General features: G+C 68.4%; 14 protein-coding genes. 8 read left to right on the forward strand and 6 right to left on the reverse strand.

Features of this window, described 5'->3' with window-relative positions; all coding sequences use genetic code 11:
• The first annotated feature begins 105 nt into the window (after positions 1 to 105).
• The gene (gene rnr / locus AX690_RS05595) at positions 106 to 2,403 is read left to right on the forward strand and encodes a ribonuclease R (RefSeq protein WP_066681925.1); all 2,298 of its coding nucleotides are present in this window, start codon (positions 106 to 108) and stop codon (positions 2,401 to 2,403) included.
• 166 nt (positions 2,404 to 2,569) lie between these two features.
• Here rnr and AX690_RS05600 read toward each other — a convergent pair whose 3' ends face one another.
• Positions 2,570 to 3,565 carry an SGNH/GDSL hydrolase family protein gene (locus AX690_RS05600; protein ID WP_066681927.1) on the reverse strand — a complete coding sequence of 332 codons (996 nt, stop codon included), beginning with the start codon at positions 3,563 to 3,565 and terminating at the stop codon, positions 2,570 to 2,572.
• Positions 3,566 to 3,719: 154 nt separating this feature from the next.
• Here AX690_RS05600 and AX690_RS05605 point away from each other — a divergent pair, with 154 nt between their 5' ends.
• Complete coding sequence (locus AX690_RS05605; RefSeq protein ID WP_066682026.1) at positions 3,720 to 4,859, forward strand: pyridoxal phosphate-dependent aminotransferase; 1,140 nt, start codon at positions 3,720 to 3,722, stop codon at positions 4,857 to 4,859.
• 168 nt (positions 4,860 to 5,027) lie between these two features.
• Here the strand turns inward: AX690_RS05605 and AX690_RS05610 are convergent, their stop codons facing one another.
• On the reverse strand, positions 5,028 to 6,326 hold the full coding sequence (locus AX690_RS05610) for an amidohydrolase (protein WP_066681929.1): 1,299 nt from the start codon (positions 6,324 to 6,326) through the stop codon (positions 5,028 to 5,030).
• A gap of 295 nt (positions 6,327 to 6,621) precedes the next feature.
• Here AX690_RS05610 and AX690_RS05615 point away from each other — a divergent pair, with 295 nt between their 5' ends.
• From AX690_RS05615 to rpmG, 3 genes are all read left to right on the forward strand, one after another.
• Entirely contained in the window at positions 6,622 to 7,350 is a 729-nt protein-coding gene (locus AX690_RS05615) for an NUDIX hydrolase (RefSeq protein WP_066681932.1), read from the forward strand.
• A gap of 20 nt (positions 7,351 to 7,370) precedes the next feature.
• Positions 7,371 to 7,853 (forward strand): DUF6265 family protein, encoded by a 483-nt coding sequence (locus AX690_RS05620; RefSeq protein WP_231732126.1) that lies wholly within the window; start codon positions 7,371 to 7,373, stop codon positions 7,851 to 7,853.
• A gap of 81 nt (positions 7,854 to 7,934) precedes the next feature.
• Positions 7,935 to 8,102: a 50S ribosomal protein L33 gene (gene rpmG, locus AX690_RS05625; protein WP_004620056.1), complete on the forward strand. Its 168-nt coding sequence runs from the start codon at positions 7,935 to 7,937 to the stop codon at positions 8,100 to 8,102.
• A gap of 88 nt (positions 8,103 to 8,190) precedes the next feature.
• Here the strand turns inward: rpmG and AX690_RS05630 are convergent, their stop codons facing one another.
• The 4 genes from AX690_RS05630 to divK form a co-directional block, all read right to left on the reverse strand.
• Entirely contained in the window at positions 8,191 to 8,433 is a 243-nt protein-coding gene (locus AX690_RS05630) for a hypothetical protein (RefSeq protein WP_066681935.1), read from the reverse strand.
• Between the two features lie 80 nt (positions 8,434 to 8,513).
• Positions 8,514 to 10,178 carry an alkaline phosphatase family protein gene (locus tag AX690_RS05635; protein ID WP_197426792.1) on the reverse strand — a complete coding sequence of 555 codons (1,665 nt, stop codon included), beginning with the start codon at positions 10,176 to 10,178 and terminating at the stop codon, positions 8,514 to 8,516.
• Positions 10,179 to 10,282: 104 nt separating this feature from the next.
• Complete coding sequence (locus AX690_RS05640) at positions 10,283 to 11,647, reverse strand: PleD family two-component system response regulator (protein ID WP_066681939.1); 1,365 nt, start codon at positions 11,645 to 11,647, stop codon at positions 10,283 to 10,285.
• Complete coding sequence (divK, locus tag AX690_RS05645; protein WP_013079896.1) at positions 11,644 to 12,021, reverse strand: cell-cycle response regulator DivK; 378 nt, start codon at positions 12,019 to 12,021, stop codon at positions 11,644 to 11,646. The genes AX690_RS05640 and divK overlap by 4 nt, the downstream gene beginning before the upstream one ends.
• Positions 12,022 to 12,142: 121 nt before the next feature.
• On the opposite strand from divK, the gene AX690_RS05650 reads away from it, so the two are divergent.
• From AX690_RS05650 to AX690_RS05660, 3 genes are read left to right on the forward strand one after another with little or no spacing between them, the layout of a single operon-like run.
• On the forward strand, positions 12,143 to 12,790 hold the full coding sequence (locus AX690_RS05650; protein ID WP_066681940.1) for a hypothetical protein: 648 nt from the start codon (positions 12,143 to 12,145) through the stop codon (positions 12,788 to 12,790).
• Positions 12,787 to 13,677 carry an ROK family protein gene (locus tag AX690_RS05655; RefSeq protein ID WP_066681942.1) on the forward strand — a complete coding sequence of 297 codons (891 nt, stop codon included), beginning with the start codon at positions 12,787 to 12,789 and terminating at the stop codon, positions 13,675 to 13,677. The genes AX690_RS05650 and AX690_RS05655 overlap by 4 nt, the downstream gene beginning before the upstream one ends.
• A gap of 10 nt (positions 13,678 to 13,687) precedes the next feature.
• The gene (locus AX690_RS05660; RefSeq protein WP_066681943.1) at positions 13,688 to 14,944 is read left to right on the forward strand and encodes a DNA polymerase IV; all 1,257 of its coding nucleotides are present in this window, start codon (positions 13,688 to 13,690) and stop codon (positions 14,942 to 14,944) included.
• Positions 14,945 to 14,953 lie beyond the last annotated feature (9 nt).

Consider the following 14,953-nt stretch of genomic DNA (forward strand, 5'->3'; position numbering starts at 1 on the left):
GCAAGCCCCCTCCACCGCCGTTCGGCGGTCCCCCTCCCCCGGCGGGGGAGGAAGGTTATCCAACCCCGCGTTTCCCTAAGTCCGCCGAACGCGTTAAGGCAGGGCATGGCAAAACTTCGCCCGCCCCAATCTTCCAAGGCAAAGACCTTCAAGCCCAAGCCCGCCGCCGGCCTGCCGGATCGCGAGACGCTGCTGGCGTTCCTGCGCGACGCCGGCGAGACGGGGAAAGCCGACATCGCTCGGCACTTCGGCCTGAAGGGCGCCGACCGCCGGGCCCTGCGCGAGATGATCCGTGAGCTGGAGGCGCAAGGCGCCCTGGCCAAGCGCGGCCGTAAGGGCTTCGCCGAGGCCGGCTCCCTCCCCCCCGTCGGCGTGGCCGACGTGGTCGAGCGCGACGGCGACGGCGAGCTCTATGTGAAGCTGACCAAGTCCGACGACGACGTGCCCAATGTCCGCCTCGCGCCCGGCAAAGGCGAGGCCGCGGCTGGCGCGCCGGGCCTGGGCGACCGCCTGCTGGTCCGCTTCGAACGCCTGGAGACCGGCGAGTTCGAGGCCAAGCTGATCAAGAAGCTGGGCCAGAGCGCCCACAAGATCCTGGGCGTGATCCGCAAGCATCGCCGCGAGGTCCGCGTCGAGCCGGTCGACCGCAAGTCCAAGGAGAGCCTGGTCCTCGATCCCAGCGTCGCCCAGGACTACAAGGACGGCGATCTGGTCGTCGCCCAGGTCGGCACGCATGGCGGTCGCTACGGCCCCAAGCCCGGCAAGGTGCTGGAGGTGGTCGGGACCGAGAACGACCCGCGCGCCGCCTCGCTGATCGCCATCCACAGCCACGGCATCCCGACCGGCTTCTCCGAAGAGGCCGAACGCGAGGCCAAGGCCGCCGTCGAGCCCACCCTGTCGGGCCGCGATGACCTGCGCGACCTGCCGTTCGTGACCATCGACCCCATGGACGCCCGCGACCACGACGACGCCGTCTACGCCCATCCCGATCCGGACGCGACCAACGTGGGCGGCTGGATCGTCTGGGTCGCCATCGCCGACGTCGCGGCCTATGTCCGCCCCGGCTCGGCCCTGGACCGCGACGCCCGCGAGAAGGGCAACAGCGTCTACTTCCCCGACCGCGTCGAGCCGATGCTGCCCGAGACCCTGTCGAACGGCCTGTGCTCGCTGCGCGAGGGCGAGAACCGCGCCACGCTGGCCGTGCGGATGGTGTTCGACAAGTCGGGCCGCAAGAAGGGCCACAAGTTCGTGCGCGGCCTGATGCGCTCGGCCGCCAAGCTCTCCTACGAGCAGGCCCAGGCGGCCATCGACGGCCAGCCCGACGACAAGACCGGACCGCTGCTGGACCCGATCCTGAGGCCCCTGTGGGCCGCCTATCACACGATGAAGATCGGCCGCGAGGCCCGTTCGCCGCTGGCCATCGAGAGCGACGAGCGCCGGATCATCATCCGCGAGGGCGAGATCGCCTCGATCACCAAGCGCGCCAGCCTCGAGGCCCACAAGCTGATCGAGGAGATGATGGTGCAGGCCAATGTCTGCGCCGCCGAGAGCCTGGAGGCCAAGCGCTCGCCCCTGATCTACCGGGTGCACGACACGCCGAGCCTGGAGAAGGTGCAGAACCTCGCCGACTTCCTGCAGACCCTGGAGATCCGCTGGAGCAAGGGTGAGGCCCCTCAGACCTCGCGGTTCAACAAGCTGCTGGACGAGACGCGCGAGAGCCCCAACGCGGCGATCATCAACGAGGTGGTCCTGCGCACCCAGATGCAGGCCCACTACAGCGCCGACAACATCGGCCACTTCGGCCTGAACCTGGCCAAGTACGCGCACTTCACCAGCCCGATCCGGCGCTACGCCGACCTGATCGTCCACCGGGGCCTAATCCGGGCCCTGGGCCTGGGGACCGACGGCCTGACCGACCAGGACATCGCCCAGATCAAGGACACGGCCGAGGTCATCACCCACGCCGAGCGCCGGGCCATGGCCGCCGAGCGCGACGCCACCGACCGCTACATCGCCGCCTTCCTGGCCGACCGCGTGGGCGCGACCTTCGAGGGCCGGATCACCGGCGTCACCCGCTTTGGCCTGTTCATCAAGCTGGCCGACACCGGCGCCGATGGCCTCGTGCCGGTCTCCAGCCTGGGCGCGGAGTTCTTCATTCACGACGACAAGATGCACGCCCTGGTCGGCGAGCGGACCGGCAAGCGCTGGCCGCTGGGCCTGGCCGTCGAGGTCAAGCTTGTCGAGGCCACGCCCGTCACCGGCGGCCTGCTGTTCGAGATGCTCAGCGACCCGCTGCCGCCGGATCCCAAGGCGCCCCGCCCCAGGCTCGGCGCGCGGCGGCAAGCGGCGGTGAAGCCGCGCGGCGGGTTGCCGAAGGGCGTTCGGCGCGGGAAGCGGCGTTAGGGCGGCGGATAGATGCTCCCCCGCGATGCGGGGGAGCTGTCGCCCCCGGGACCGACCAAAGGTCGGCCCGAGGATAAACTCCGCGACTGAGGGAGCAAACTGGGCAAACACCGCGTGAGCCCCCTCCGGCCCTCTGGGCCACCTCCCCCGCATCGCGGGGGAGGATCTAGTTCCCCCGGATCGCCGCCTCCAGCCGATCGGCCCTCATCCGCTGATCCGCCACGGACGGGTGCCCATGGCACGCCGTGCGCTCCATGCCCGTGATCCGCACCGCCGTCGCGCCCGCGCGGCCGGCGACCTCGGCGACGTCGTCGACGAAGGTGTCGCCCTGGATCAGGAAGAAACGCGCGCCGGGGCGGCTGGCCTTCAGCCCCTCGACGAAGGCGACGTAGCTGTCGCGGTAGTCCTTGCGCAGCGCCGCCTCGTCCGCCCAGGCCTCGCCGGCGTGCAGGGCGGTCGAGAAGTCGTTGGCGCCGAGGCCGATGACGACGATCTCTGGCTTCCACGGATCGTTCGCGGCGATGCGCGGCTCGGCCTGGCCCGGGATCAGGCGCGGGAACAGCGCCGGCAGCGGCTCGCCGGGCGCGAGGCCGTTGTAGTTGCGCACGACGCCGCGTCCCGAGAAGGCCTCGATGCGGTAGTCGGCGTCCAGGCGCGCGGCCAGGATCGGGGCGAAGGACAGACTGGTGTCGGTCAGGTCGTGAACCTGTTGCTCGGTGCAGTCCTGGGTCGTCGAGCGGACGCCGTAGGCGACGGTGTAGGAGTCGCCGATGAACTCGATGCGGCGCGAGCGGACGGGCGCCGGCAGCGCCCTGCCCGCCTTGCCGACGAAGAAGCCCTCGAACCGCGCCGAGCCGGTCTGGCTCTCGGTGAGCTTGTCCAGGCGCACGACGTGCTCGCCAGGGCCCAGGCGATCCAGCTTCAAGCGCGTTTCGCCGGACTTGATCAGCTCGGCCTTGCGCACGCCATCGACGCTGACGGCCAGGTGCTCGACGCCCGTATCGACCGCGATCTCGACGGAGGGCCCCGTGAAGCGCCCCTCGAAATAGACCCCGGGCCAGCCGAAGTCGTAGGCGCTGTTAGACGCGGGAGCGACGCGGCCGCCGATGTTCAGCGGCAGGGGCGTCTGGACGAGGACGGCGGCGAGGAGCAGGGACAGCATGAGCTCTGCTTCCCACGAAAGCCCCCTCCGCGCTACGCGCTCCTCCCCCAGAGGGGGAAGAAGGTGTTCCTTCCGCCCGCGTTTGGGGGCGGACGATCGCGAAGCGATCAGGTGGGGGCTGCGCGGCGGTTCAAAGCTGGCTATGCAGACCCTCATGCGCGCCGAGATCGAACCCTTCCACGCCATCGCCATCAGCCGCCTGGCCCATCAGCTGAAGATGGAGGGCCGCTCCATCATCCACATGGAGTTCGGCCAGCCCTCGACCGGCGCGCCCAGCAAGGCGATCGCCAAGGCCCACGAAATCCTCGACGCCGAGGCGATGGGCTATTGGGAGAGCCCGCACCTGCGCGAGCGGATCGCCCAGCGCTACCAGGACCTCTATGGCGTCACGGTCGAGCCCGAACGGATCGTCCTGACCTGCGGGGCCTCGCCGGCCCTGGTGCTGGCGCTGTCCAGCGTCTTCCAGCCCGGCGACCGCATCGCCATCGCCCGTCCCGGCTATGTCGCCTACCGCAACACCATCAAGGCGCTGCACCTTGAGCCCGTCGAGATCGCCTGCGGGCCGGAAGACCGCTTCCAGCTGACGGCCCAGCATCTGGCCGAACTGGACCCCGCGCCCGCCGGCGTCATCGTCGCCAGCCCCGCCAACCCGACCGGCACGATCATCGCGCCCGAGGAGCTGGAAGCGATCGCCAAGGTCTGCCGCGAGCGGAACATCCGCATCATCAGCGACGAGATCTATCACGGCCTCAGCTACACGGGCCGCACGCTCTCGATGCTGGAGTTCGCGCCCGACGCCCTGATCGTCAACAGCTTCAGCAAGTACTTCAGCATGGCCGGCTGGCGGCTGGGCTGGCTGCTAACGCCGGCAGGCGAGGACCTGGAGCGCGCCCGCGCCTATGTCGGCAACCTGTTCCTGACCGCCCCGTCCCTGGCCCAGCACGCGGGCCTGGCGGCCATGGACTGCCTCGATGAGCTGGAAGGCCACATCGACGTCTATCGCCGCAATCGCGAGCTGATGCTCGAGGCGCTCCCGGCGCTGGGCCTGCGCAAGATCGCCCCGCCCGACGGCGCCTTCTACATCTGGGCCGACATCGGCCACCTGACCGACGACTCGCTGAGCTTCTGCAAGGACCTGCTGCGCGACACCGGCGTCTGCACCGCGCCCGGCGTCGATTTCGATCCCGTCGAAGGCCACCGCTTCATCCGCTTCAGCTTCGCGGTCTCGACGCCCGAGGTCGAGGAGGCCCTGCGGCGGATCACGCCGTGGTTCGCGGAGCGGAGCGCTCGATAGATGCTCCCCCGCGATGCGGGGGAGCTGTCGCCCCCGGGCCCGACCAAAGGTCGGCCCGAGGATAAACTCCGCGACTGAGGGGGCGAACTGGATATTAGCCGCGTTAGCCCCCTCCGGCCCTCTGGGCCACCTCCCCCGCATCGCGGGGGAGGAACTTGGACAGCCCCCCTACTTCTTCGCCAGATAATCCAGCGCCATGAAGACCTCGGCCTTCACGCCGGTTTCGAACACCGCTTCGTCGACGTCGAAATAGGGCGAGTGGTTGGCCGGCGCCGTGGCGGCTGGCACGTCGGCCTTGCGGCCGCCCAGTTGGACGAACACGGCCGGGACCTTTTCGGCGTACATCGAGAAGTCCTCGGCGCCGGTCACCAGGGCGGCGTTGTCGTCGACCTTGCCCGGCGAGGCCTTTTCCAGGCTGGCCTTGACCCACTTCGACAGCGCCGGGTCGTTGTAGGTGACCGGATAGGGCTGGGTGAACACGGCCTCGGCCTTGGCGCCGTAGCGATCGCCGATCGCCGCCACCGTCTTCTGCATGCGGGCGATCAGGTCCTCGCGGCGGGCCTTGGAGAAGGTGCGCATGGTCCCCTCCATCTTCAGATCCTCGGGGATGATGTTCTGGCGCATCCCCATGTTGATCACCGCGATGGTCAACACCGAGGGCGAAGCACCCACGTCCACCTGACGGGCGGCGATCTGGTTGGTGGCCTGGACGATGTCGGCGGCCACGCTGGCCATGTCGACGCCGGCCCAGGGCCGCGCCCCGTGGGTCTGCTTGCCCTTCACCGTGATCGTGATGCGGTCGGACGAGGCGTAGAAGCCCTCGGGGCGATAGTTCAGCTGGTGCGGATCGCCCGGGCCGATATGGACGCCGAAGATCGCGTCGACCTTGGGATTGTCCAGCGCCCCGTCGCGGATCATCAGCTTGGCGCCGCCTTCCTCGCCGGCCTGGGGCCCTTCCTCGGCGGGCTGGAAGACGAAGACCACCACGCCCTGGATGTCCTTCTTCATGCCGGCCAGCACCGTGGCGGCCCCCAGCAGCATGGCGACGTGAGTGTCGTGGCCGCAGGCGTGCATGACCGGCACGGTCCTGCCTTCCCAGGTCGCGGTGGCCTTGGAGGCGAACGGCAGGCCGGTCTTTTCGGCGACCGGCAGGGCGTCCATGTCGGCGCGCAAAGCGACGACCTTGCCCGGCTTGCCGCCGCGCAGGACGCCGACCACGCCGGTCTTGCCGACGTTCTCGCGGACCTCCAGGCCCAGCGCCTTCAGCTCCTTGGCGATCAGGGCCGAGGTGCGGACCTCCTGATTGCCCAGCTCCGGATGCTCGTGGATGTCTCGGCGCCAAGCCACGACCTTGGGCTGGACCGCCTTGGCCGCCGCGGCGACCTGCGCCGCCGTCGGAGCGGCCATAGCGGGCGCGACAAAGGCCAGTCCGGCGGCCAGCGCCAGGGTCGAAATCCGTCCAATCATCGTAGAGCCCCTCACAAAAGCGTCGCGAGCTTGGGACGGGTCGCGACGACGGGTCAAGCTGAACACCTTCAACACGTCCAAAACTCCGCCTTCCCCGCCCTTGTGGCGAGGACCATGCATCAACCGGCTGGGCTTGAACGGAGTGCTTCGCTCGTGTCGGCGCGCACCAGCCAGCGCTTAGGCGACTGAACGCTGGGTCCTAGGCACAAGGCCTAGGAAGGCGAACTAAACGATAAGGTTGTGATTGACCCAACGTCCGCCTTTCCCACCGAGGCAAACCGTCTAACCTTCACCCATGAGCCTGCCGCCGATCGACGCGAAATTCGACACGATTAACGACGGCGCCGTGCGCGAGACCGGCGCGGCGCTGAAGCCCAAGCACGCGGCCACCCTGATCATCGTCCGCACCGATGGCCCCCGGCCGCGCTTGCTGATGGGGCGGCGCAACCACGGCCACGCCTTCATGCCGGACAAGTGGGTGTTCCCCGGCGGCCGGGTCGATCGGACCGACTACGACGCGCCCAGCGCCAGCGAGCTGGCGCCCGAAGTGGCCGTTAGGCTCGAGCAGGATCCACGCCATCCCAAACCCGCCCGGCTCGCGCGCGCCCTGGCCTTGGCGGCGGTGCGGGAGACGTTCGAGGAGACAGGCTTGCTGCTGGCCAAGGACGCCCCCGAGCGCCCCGGCGCGGGCCCTTGGCGACCTTTCCTGGCTCAAGGCGCCCTGCCCGACCTGGCGTCGCTGACCTTCGTGGCGCGGGCGATCACCCCGCCCTATCGCCCGCGCCGGTTCGACGCCCGATTCTTCATGGCCCCCGGCGAGGCGCTACTGTCGCTGGATCGCCGTCCGGATTGCGGCGAACTGGACGAGATCGCCTGGGTGGACTTCGGGGAGGCCATGGCGCTGGACCTGCCAAACATCACGCGCTTCGTCGTGCATGAGGTCGGGCAAAGGCTGGCCGAGGCTGGACGGCCAGCGCCGTTCATGCGTTTCCTGAACGGCAAGCGCCATCTGACGCACCTGTAGCGCTTGCCTGGAGGTCTTCGATGCGCGTCATGTCTCTGAGCGTCTGGGTTCTCGCCGCCCTGCCCGCCTGGCCGGCCGCCGCCGCCATCCCGCCCGCCGAGACGGTGATCGGTAGTCGACTGGCTGGCTGCTGGGAACAGGTCGTCCCCAACGGCCGCACCATCGAGCAATGGATGCCGGAGGAAGGCGGCCTGCTGCTGGGCATGAGTCGTTCGGTCCGAGACGGCAAGGTGCGTGAGTACGAGTTTCTTCGCATTGACCGCGACTCCACCGGAAAGCTGCGCTACGTGGCGCAGCCCTCCGGTCAGGCGGAGGCGACGTTCATGCTCAAGAGCCTGACCGAAGACACCGTGGTGTTCGAAAACCCGCGGCACGACTTTCCGCAGCGGATTCTCTACAAGCGTGTCGACAAGGATACCCTGGTGGCCCGGATAGAGGGCTCGGTCGAAGGCAGAGCGCGATCGGCGGACTTTCCTTATCGGCGTTGCGCCCCGGGCAATTGACTTTGAGTCTCCGATGAGTATGTTCCGCGCCTCTTATTTCCAGCGCGCGGGAACCTGCGCGACCACCGCAGGGATTCGACCATGGCCAAACCGGCTTCCATCAAGATCCGCCTGAACTCGACGGCGGACACCGGCTTCTTCTACGTGACCAAGAAGAACGCCCGCACCAAGACCGAGAAGATGGTGCTGAAGAAGTACGATCCGGTCGTCCGCAAGCACGTCGAATTCCGCGAAGGCAAGATCAAGTAAGATCGCCCTTCAGCGCTGAGACACGAAAACGCCCGGCTATCGCTAGCCGGGCGTTTTTATTGGTCGCTTGTCCGGAGCGGAGGGCCCCTCAGCCCGTCCACACCCAGCGCAGTAGCGTGAAGCTGCCCCACAGCAGCGTCAAAGCCAGCAAGATCGGGCCGACGCAGACGGCGACGAACGCGCCGATCATCGCCAGGTTGGACAGCCCGCTAGCGGGCTGGTCGAAGGTCGCCCCACCGACCAAAAAGAGAACCGAGCAAATCGCCAGACCAAGAAGCAACCAGCGACCGGTCGGCGCGCGCTTTCTGAAACTGATCTTCGACTTCATCATCCCCGCACTCCCATAGGATGTATCGGGGAGAATGCGCGACGAAGGTGTGCGAAAAGCTAAGAAAGCGCCCTAATCAATGCTTAGCAGGACTTTCCATAGACCAGCGGGCGGCAAACGCCGTCGATATCGGCCGGCGGCTTAACGCCTGTCGCCGCCGCCACGGTGGGGGCGATATCGACCGTGTCCAGCGGCAAGACGCGCTCGTGCGGGACCGCGCCCTTCCACCAGAACAGGATCGGCACGCGGCGATCATAGTCCCACGGGCTGCCGTGCGTCGAGACATAGGTGGCGCCGGCGGTCGCCGGAACACGATCTGGCTTGAAGGCGATCAGAATGTCGCCCACGCGTCCCGGATAGGCGCTGCGGCGCACGCGCTCGGCCACCGAAAGCTCCTCGGGCGAGGCGTCGGCGGGCGCGGCCTCCATCGTGAAGATGGCATTGGAGTCAAAGGCTTGCGCCACGGAAGGGTCGCGGTTGATCAGCGCCAGCGCCGCGGCGGTGATCCGGGCGCGATCGGCCAGCGACGGCGTCTTGCGATCGGGACCCACGACATAGATCTGGTCGATGCCGCCGTCGGCGACCAGCGGATCCCAGGCAAGACCCAGGTCCGATCGCAGCTGGGCGTTCAGCTTGGCGACCCACGGCTTGCCGATCACCCGCTCGAAGCCATAGCCCTCGTCGTGCAGCCGCTCGGCGAAGTCGGCGCCGCCGTGGTCGGCGGTCAGAACCACCAGAACGCCGCCCTTGACCTTGTCCAGGCTCTTCAGGAAAGCCCCCAACCGCTCGTCCAGGCGCGCGACTTGGTCGCACATTTCCGGGCCGCGCGTGCCAAAGCGATGACCGATGAAATCGGTCGCTGACAGACTGACCGTCAGCAGATCGACCTGGGGGCCGTCGCCCAGCCCGTAGGTCTCCCGTAGACGTTGAGCCAGCTCCAGGGTCGCCTGGTCGGTATAGGGGCTGGCGTAGAGGTCGCGCAGCTTGTCGGCGTCGCTGGCCGCCGCCGGGATCGGCAGGGCCGCGCGCCACTTGCGGCCGCCGGTCTCGTAGTCGGCCTCCAAGGGCTTGCAACGCTTGGCCGAGGCCTTGGCGTAGTCCCAGGTGAACGGATGAGCCTTCAGGTCCGCCGCCAGCTTGGCGTTGAAGGCGGCGACCGGCTTGAGGCGCTCCTGGGCGCTCTGGCCCGGCGCGACCCAGGTCGTGAAGCCAAAGCCGGGCTGGTACCAGAACTGGCCGTCGGCCTTGTGGCCCGACATCGTGATCGCGCCGCGATCCTTGCCGGAGACGCCGAACACCCGGCTGGTCGGCGACACCGCCTTCAGCCAGTCGCCATAGGTCGTGGCGACCATGTTGGCGGGCGAGACCGCCCTGCCCTTCGGGTCGTCGGCCAGGGTGACGGTTGGGTCGGCCAGGCAGTAGACCGTCTTGCCCGTGACGCGGTCGTACCAGTCATTGGCGCTGATGCCGGTCTTGTTGGGATGCTTGCCCGTCAGCAGGGTCGAGTGGCCGGGACAGGTCTCGGTGAAGGCGTGCGACTGGTAGCCGTTCGGATAGACGATCCCTTGGCTCAGCGTCTTGAGGCCGCCGACGAACTCGGGCCGGTGCTGGGCGTAGAGGTTGGCGCTGAACTGGTCGACCGAGATCACGACCACCAGCTTGGGATCGGGCTTGGTCTCGGCGGCCAAGGTCGCGGTCGCGGCGAACCCGGTCGCCAGGGCGGCGGCGAGCGCGCCGCGAACAAGCATCGTCTTCATGCGAGCGATTTCGCCCGAATGGTTGCTCCATGCAAGGACGTAAGGGTTTCAGGGTTGAAATGTGGCCGGCCGCCCCTATCGCGGGCGCCGCACCCTCAGGCCGCCTTGCCGACGACCGTGTTGCGGCCGCTGGCCTTGGCCTCGTAGACGCCCTCGTCGGCGCGCTTGAGCAGGGCCTCGGGCGTATCCTCCGGACCGCCAGTGGCCGAGACGCCGACCGAGACGGTCACGTTCAGCATCTCTTCGCCATTGGCGACCTTGAACGGCGAGGCCGAGACGTGCTTGCGGATCCGCTCGGCGATGCGCAGGGCGTCGGCCATGCGCGTCTCGGGCATGATCACCGTGAACTCCTCGCCGCCGTAGCGGCACGGCAGGTCGATGGCCCGCACGTTCGAGGCCAGGCGCAGGGCGAACTCGCGCAGCACCTCGTCGCCGATGTCGTGGCCGAAGGTGTCGTTGATCTTCTTGAAGTGGTCGATGTCGATCAGCAGGGCCGAGACCTCGTCCCCGCCCATCACCGCGCGGCGGACCAAGGTCTCCAGCTGGCCGACCATGTAGCGTCGGTTGTGCAGGCCCGTGAGCTGGTCGGTGACCGCCAGCTCCAGCGAATGGTCGAGGTTGTTGCGCAGATAGTCGGTGTAGCGCTTGCGCTGGATCTGGGTCTTGGCGCGGGCGGACAGCTCCTGCGGGTCTACCGGACGCGTCAGGATGTCGTTCACCCCGATCTCCAGCGCCTTGACCATGCGGGCGCGATCGTCGGGATCGACCAGGGCCAGCACGGGCAGATGGCGCGTACGCTCGTCCGAGCGCAGGGCGGCGGTGAAGCGCAGGCCGTCGAAGCCCTTGGCCGCGGCGTTGACGATCACCAGGTCGACGGGGCCGCTGGCGCTGACCCGCGCCGTCTCGGGATCGGTCTCGACCACCGGACGGTGATCGGCGGCCAGTTCGCCCGCCAGACGCTCGGCCTGGCGTTCGTTGTCGTCGACGACCAGCACCCGGCCGCCCAGGCCGTCCAGGCGAGCGGCGGCGCCGGCGATCACGCCGATGCGACGCCCGGAGGCCTCGCGCTGGCGCAGTTCGTCGATCACCAGCTTGAAGCGGGTCAGGCTGCGCACGCGGGCGAACAGCATGACGTCGTCGATCGGCTTGGTGAGAAAGTCGGAGGCGCCGGCCTCCAGCCCCTGGATCCGGTCGGCCCGGCCGTCCAGGGCGGTGATCATCACCACCGGGATATGGCGGGTGGCGGGGTCTTCCTTGAGCTTGCGGCAGACGGTGAAGCCGTCGAGGCCGGGCATCATCACGTCCAGCAGGATGATGTCGGGCGGATCGCGCCGGGCCATGTCGAGGGCCGTCTGGCCGTCCATGGCGGTGGAAACTTCATAGTACTCGGCCGCCAGCTTGGCTTCCAGCAGGCGGACATTGGCCTCGATGTCATCGACGACGAGGATCCGAGCGCTCATGCAGGCTGCCTCTCCAGAAGGCGCTTGATCGTTTCGAGGAAGTGAACCACCGAAATCGGCTTAGAGATATAGGCCTCGCAGCCGCCCTCGCGGATGCGCTCCTCGTCGCCCTTCATGGCGAAGGCGGTCACGGCGACCACCGGAATATGGGCCAGTTCCTCGTCTTCCTTCAGCCACTTGGTGACCTCCAGGCCCGAGATCTCGGGTAGCTGGATGTCCATCAGGATGAGGTCTGGCTTGTTGTCGCGGGCGATGGACAGCGCCGACAGACCCTCGCGGGTCTGCAGGGTCTCGTAACCCTGGGCCTCGAGCAGATCATGAAAGAGCTTCATGTTCAGCTCGTTATCCTCCACGATGAGGACCTTCTTCGTCATCCTTACCCCGACCGTACGGTCATGTGGCGACGCCTGCGGATTCGCGCCACCTTCCAGAAGTTGTTCGCACAAATATCCTTAAGCGCCCGCTAATCGCTTTCAGAACGACCGCCAAGAGCCCATGGAACCTCGCCTTACCGATCTCCAGACCTGCGCCGTGAGCCCCAACGCCCCCTTGGTGATCGTCGACGTCGACGAGGTTCTGGCCCAGTTCATGCTCGGCTTTGGCGCCTTCATCGCTCGATACGGCTTCGAGCTGCGGGTGGATCGGTTCGCCCTGTTCCAGAACATCTATCGCCCCGGAGAGAGCGAACACCTCGATTTGATCGCGGGCAAGGCCCTGTTCGACGATTTCTTCCGCGACGGGGCCGAGGATCTGCCGCCGGCGACCGGCGCGGCCGACGCCCTGGCCGACCTCTCGACCCGGGCCGAGGTCGTGATCCTGACCAACGCGCCCGAGCACGGCCGCCTGGCCCGCGCCCAGTGGCTGAAGACCCACGGCTTCGACTATCCGCTGATCATCAACACTGGGCCCAAAGGTCCGGCGGCGGCCGAGCTGGCGGCGCGCACCTCGGGCTCCGCCGTCTTCATCGACGATCTTTTGCCGCAGCTGGAATCGGTGGCGGAAAGGGCGCCCACGGTTGGACGCTTCCAGATGGTCAGCGACGAGCGCCTGCGCCCCCTCGCCCCGTCCGCGCCCGACCGCCATGTCCGTATCGACGAATGGCCGCTGCTGAAAAGGGCCATCGAGGAGCGTCTGTTCGCATGATCCGTTTTGGCATCGATTTCGGCGGCACAAAGATCGAGGCCGCCGCCATCGACGAGGCGGGGGCCTTTGTCGCGCGCGTGCGCAAGCCCAATCCCGGCGACTATAAAGACGCCCTGGAGGTTGTCGCCGAACTGGTGACTGACGCCGAAGCCATGGCCGGCGCGTCCTGCGCCCGCCTGGGCTTGGGGATTCCAGGCTCGATCTCGCCCCGCACCGGCCTGATCCGCAACGCCAATAGCGTCTTTCTGAACGGCCAACGCTTCGGCGAGGACCTGGAGCAGCGCCTGGCTCGTCCCGTCCGGCTGACCAACGACGCCAACTGCCTGGCCCTGTCCGAAGCCGCCGACGGCGCAGGCGCCGGCGAAGGCGTGGTCTTCGCCGCCATCCTGGGCACCGGCTGCGGCGGCGGCGTGGTGGTCGACGGCAAGATCATCGACGGCCGCAACGGGGTGGCGGGCGAATGGGGTCACTCCCCCCTGCCCTGGCCCAAGCCGGAAGAATATCCTGGGCGCGAGTGCTGGTGCGGCCGCAAGGGGTGCCTGGAAACCTGGATCGCCGGCCCCAGCTTCGCCCGCGACGCCGGCTTCCCGAGCGGCCAGGCCACGATGGACGCGATCGCCGCCGGCGACGCCTCGGCCGCCGCCGCGCTCGACCGCTATGTCGACCGGCTGGGCCGCGCCCTGGCCGTGGTCTGCGACCTGATCGACCCCGACGTCATCGTGCTGGGCGGCGGCATGTCCAACGTCGACGTCCTCTATGAGCGCCTGCAGGCGGCGATCGCCCCGCACGTCTTCTCCGACGTTTTCGAGACGCCGGTCCGGAAGGCGATCCACGGCGACAGCTCGGGCGTCCGCGGCGCGGCCTGGCTGTGGCCGCGGGAGCTTTAAGGACCGCCCCATGAAAGCCCTGTGCCGCGACTGCGGGTGGACGGGCCAGGCCAAGGCCGCGCGCTGTCCGTCCTGCGGCTCGCCGCGCACGGTGTTTCATGAGGAACTGGGGACGCTGTCGATCGCGCACCTGGACTGCGACGCCTTCTACGCCTCGGTCGAGAAGCGGGACGATCCGTCCCTTCGCGACAAGCCGGTGATCGTCGGCGGCGGCAAGCGCGGGGTGGTGACCACCGCCTGCTACATCGCCCGCATGAGCGGCGCCAAGTCGGCCATGCCGATGTTCAAGGCGCTGAAGCTGTGCCCCGACGCCGTGGTCATCAAGCCGAACTTCGCCAAGTACAAGGAAGAGAGCCGGCGCATCCACGAGAAGCTCGACCGGCTGACACCGCTGATCCAGCCGCTGAGCCTGGACGAGGCCTGGATCGACCTGACGGGCACCGAGCGCCTGCACGGGGCGTCGCCGGCGGCGATGCTGGCCCGGCTGCAGGCCGAGATCGAGCGCGACATTGGCCTGACCGTCTCGATCGGTCTCGCGCCCAACAAGTTCCTGGCCAAGATCGCCTCGGAGCTGGACAAGCCGCGCGGCTTCTCGGCCATCGGCGCGGCCGAGGCCCAGACCTTTCTCGCGGACAAGCCGGTCGGCATCCTGCCCGGCGTCGGCCCCGCCACGGTCTCGGCCCTGGCGGAGATCGGCCTGCGCACCGTGGGCGACATCGCCGCCGCGGACCTGAAGCTGCTCGCCAACCGCCTGGGCTCTGGCGGCCTACGCCTGCATCGCCTGGCCCACGGCCAGGACAGCCGCATCGTCGATCCCGACCAGGCCCGCAAGACGATCAGCGCCGAGACCACCTTCAACGACGACCTGCATAAGCGCGACGATCTGGAGGACGAGCTTTGGCCCCTCTGCGAGAAGGTCGCCAAGCAAGCGCGCAAGGAAGGCGTCGCCGGCCGCGTCGCGACACTGAAGCTGCGCACCCCCGACTTCAAGATCCACACCCGCCGCCGCACCCTGGCCGTGCCGACCCAAACCGCCCGGACCCTGTTCCAGGTGGCCCGCGAGCTGCTCGCCGCCGAGCCCAAGGGCCTTTCCTATCGTTTGATCGGCGCGGGCCTGACCGAGTTCGTCGACGCCGAGACCGCAGGCTCGGACATGTTCGCCGACGAAGAGCGCCGCTCTCTAAAAAGTGAGACCGCCATCGACGCGCTCCGCGGAAAGTTCGGCGCCGCCGCTGTCGTCACGGGGCGCGCCCTGAAGAGCCGCTGAGTCGCCGCT

It is taken from the genome of Caulobacter sp. CCH9-E1, from assembly GCF_001556515.1.
Classification (GTDB): Bacteria; Pseudomonadota; Alphaproteobacteria; order Caulobacterales; family Caulobacteraceae; genus Caulobacter.

Coding starts and splice junctions, on each gene's coding strand:
- AX690_RS05600 (WP_066681927.1), bottom strand. CDS start 3,565: ATGCTGTCCCTGCTCCTCGCCGCCGTCCTCGTCCAGACGCCCCTGCCG.
- rnr (WP_066681925.1), top strand. CDS start 106: ATGGCAAAACTTCGCCCGCCCCAATCTTCCAAGGCAAAGACCTTCAAG.
- AX690_RS05655 (WP_066681942.1), top strand. CDS start 12,787: ATGATCCGTTTTGGCATCGATTTCGGCGGCACAAAGATCGAGGCCGCC.
- AX690_RS05660 (WP_066681943.1), top strand. CDS start 13,688: ATGAAAGCCCTGTGCCGCGACTGCGGGTGGACGGGCCAGGCCAAGGCC.
- AX690_RS05650 (WP_066681940.1), top strand. CDS start 12,143: ATGGAACCTCGCCTTACCGATCTCCAGACCTGCGCCGTGAGCCCCAAC.
- divK (WP_013079896.1), bottom strand. CDS start 12,021: ATGACGAAGAAGGTCCTCATCGTGGAGGATAACGAGCTGAACATGAAG.
- AX690_RS05615 (WP_066681932.1), top strand. CDS start 6,622: ATGAGCCTGCCGCCGATCGACGCGAAATTCGACACGATTAACGACGGC.
- AX690_RS05640 (WP_066681939.1), bottom strand. CDS start 11,647: ATGAGCGCTCGGATCCTCGTCGTCGATGACATCGAGGCCAATGTCCGC.
- AX690_RS05630 (WP_066681935.1), bottom strand. CDS start 8,433: ATGATGAAGTCGAAGATCAGTTTCAGAAAGCGCGCGCCGACCGGTCGC.
- rpmG (WP_004620056.1), top strand. CDS start 7,935: ATGGCCAAACCGGCTTCCATCAAGATCCGCCTGAACTCGACGGCGGAC.
- AX690_RS05635 (WP_197426792.1), bottom strand. CDS start 10,178: ATGCTTGTTCGCGGCGCGCTCGCCGCCGCCCTGGCGACCGGGTTCGCC.
- AX690_RS05620 (WP_231732126.1), top strand. CDS start 7,371: ATGCGCGTCATGTCTCTGAGCGTCTGGGTTCTCGCCGCCCTGCCCGCC.
- AX690_RS05605 (WP_066682026.1), top strand. CDS start 3,720: ATGCGCGCCGAGATCGAACCCTTCCACGCCATCGCCATCAGCCGCCTG.
- AX690_RS05610 (WP_066681929.1), bottom strand. CDS start 6,326: ATGATTGGACGGATTTCGACCCTGGCGCTGGCCGCCGGACTGGCCTTT.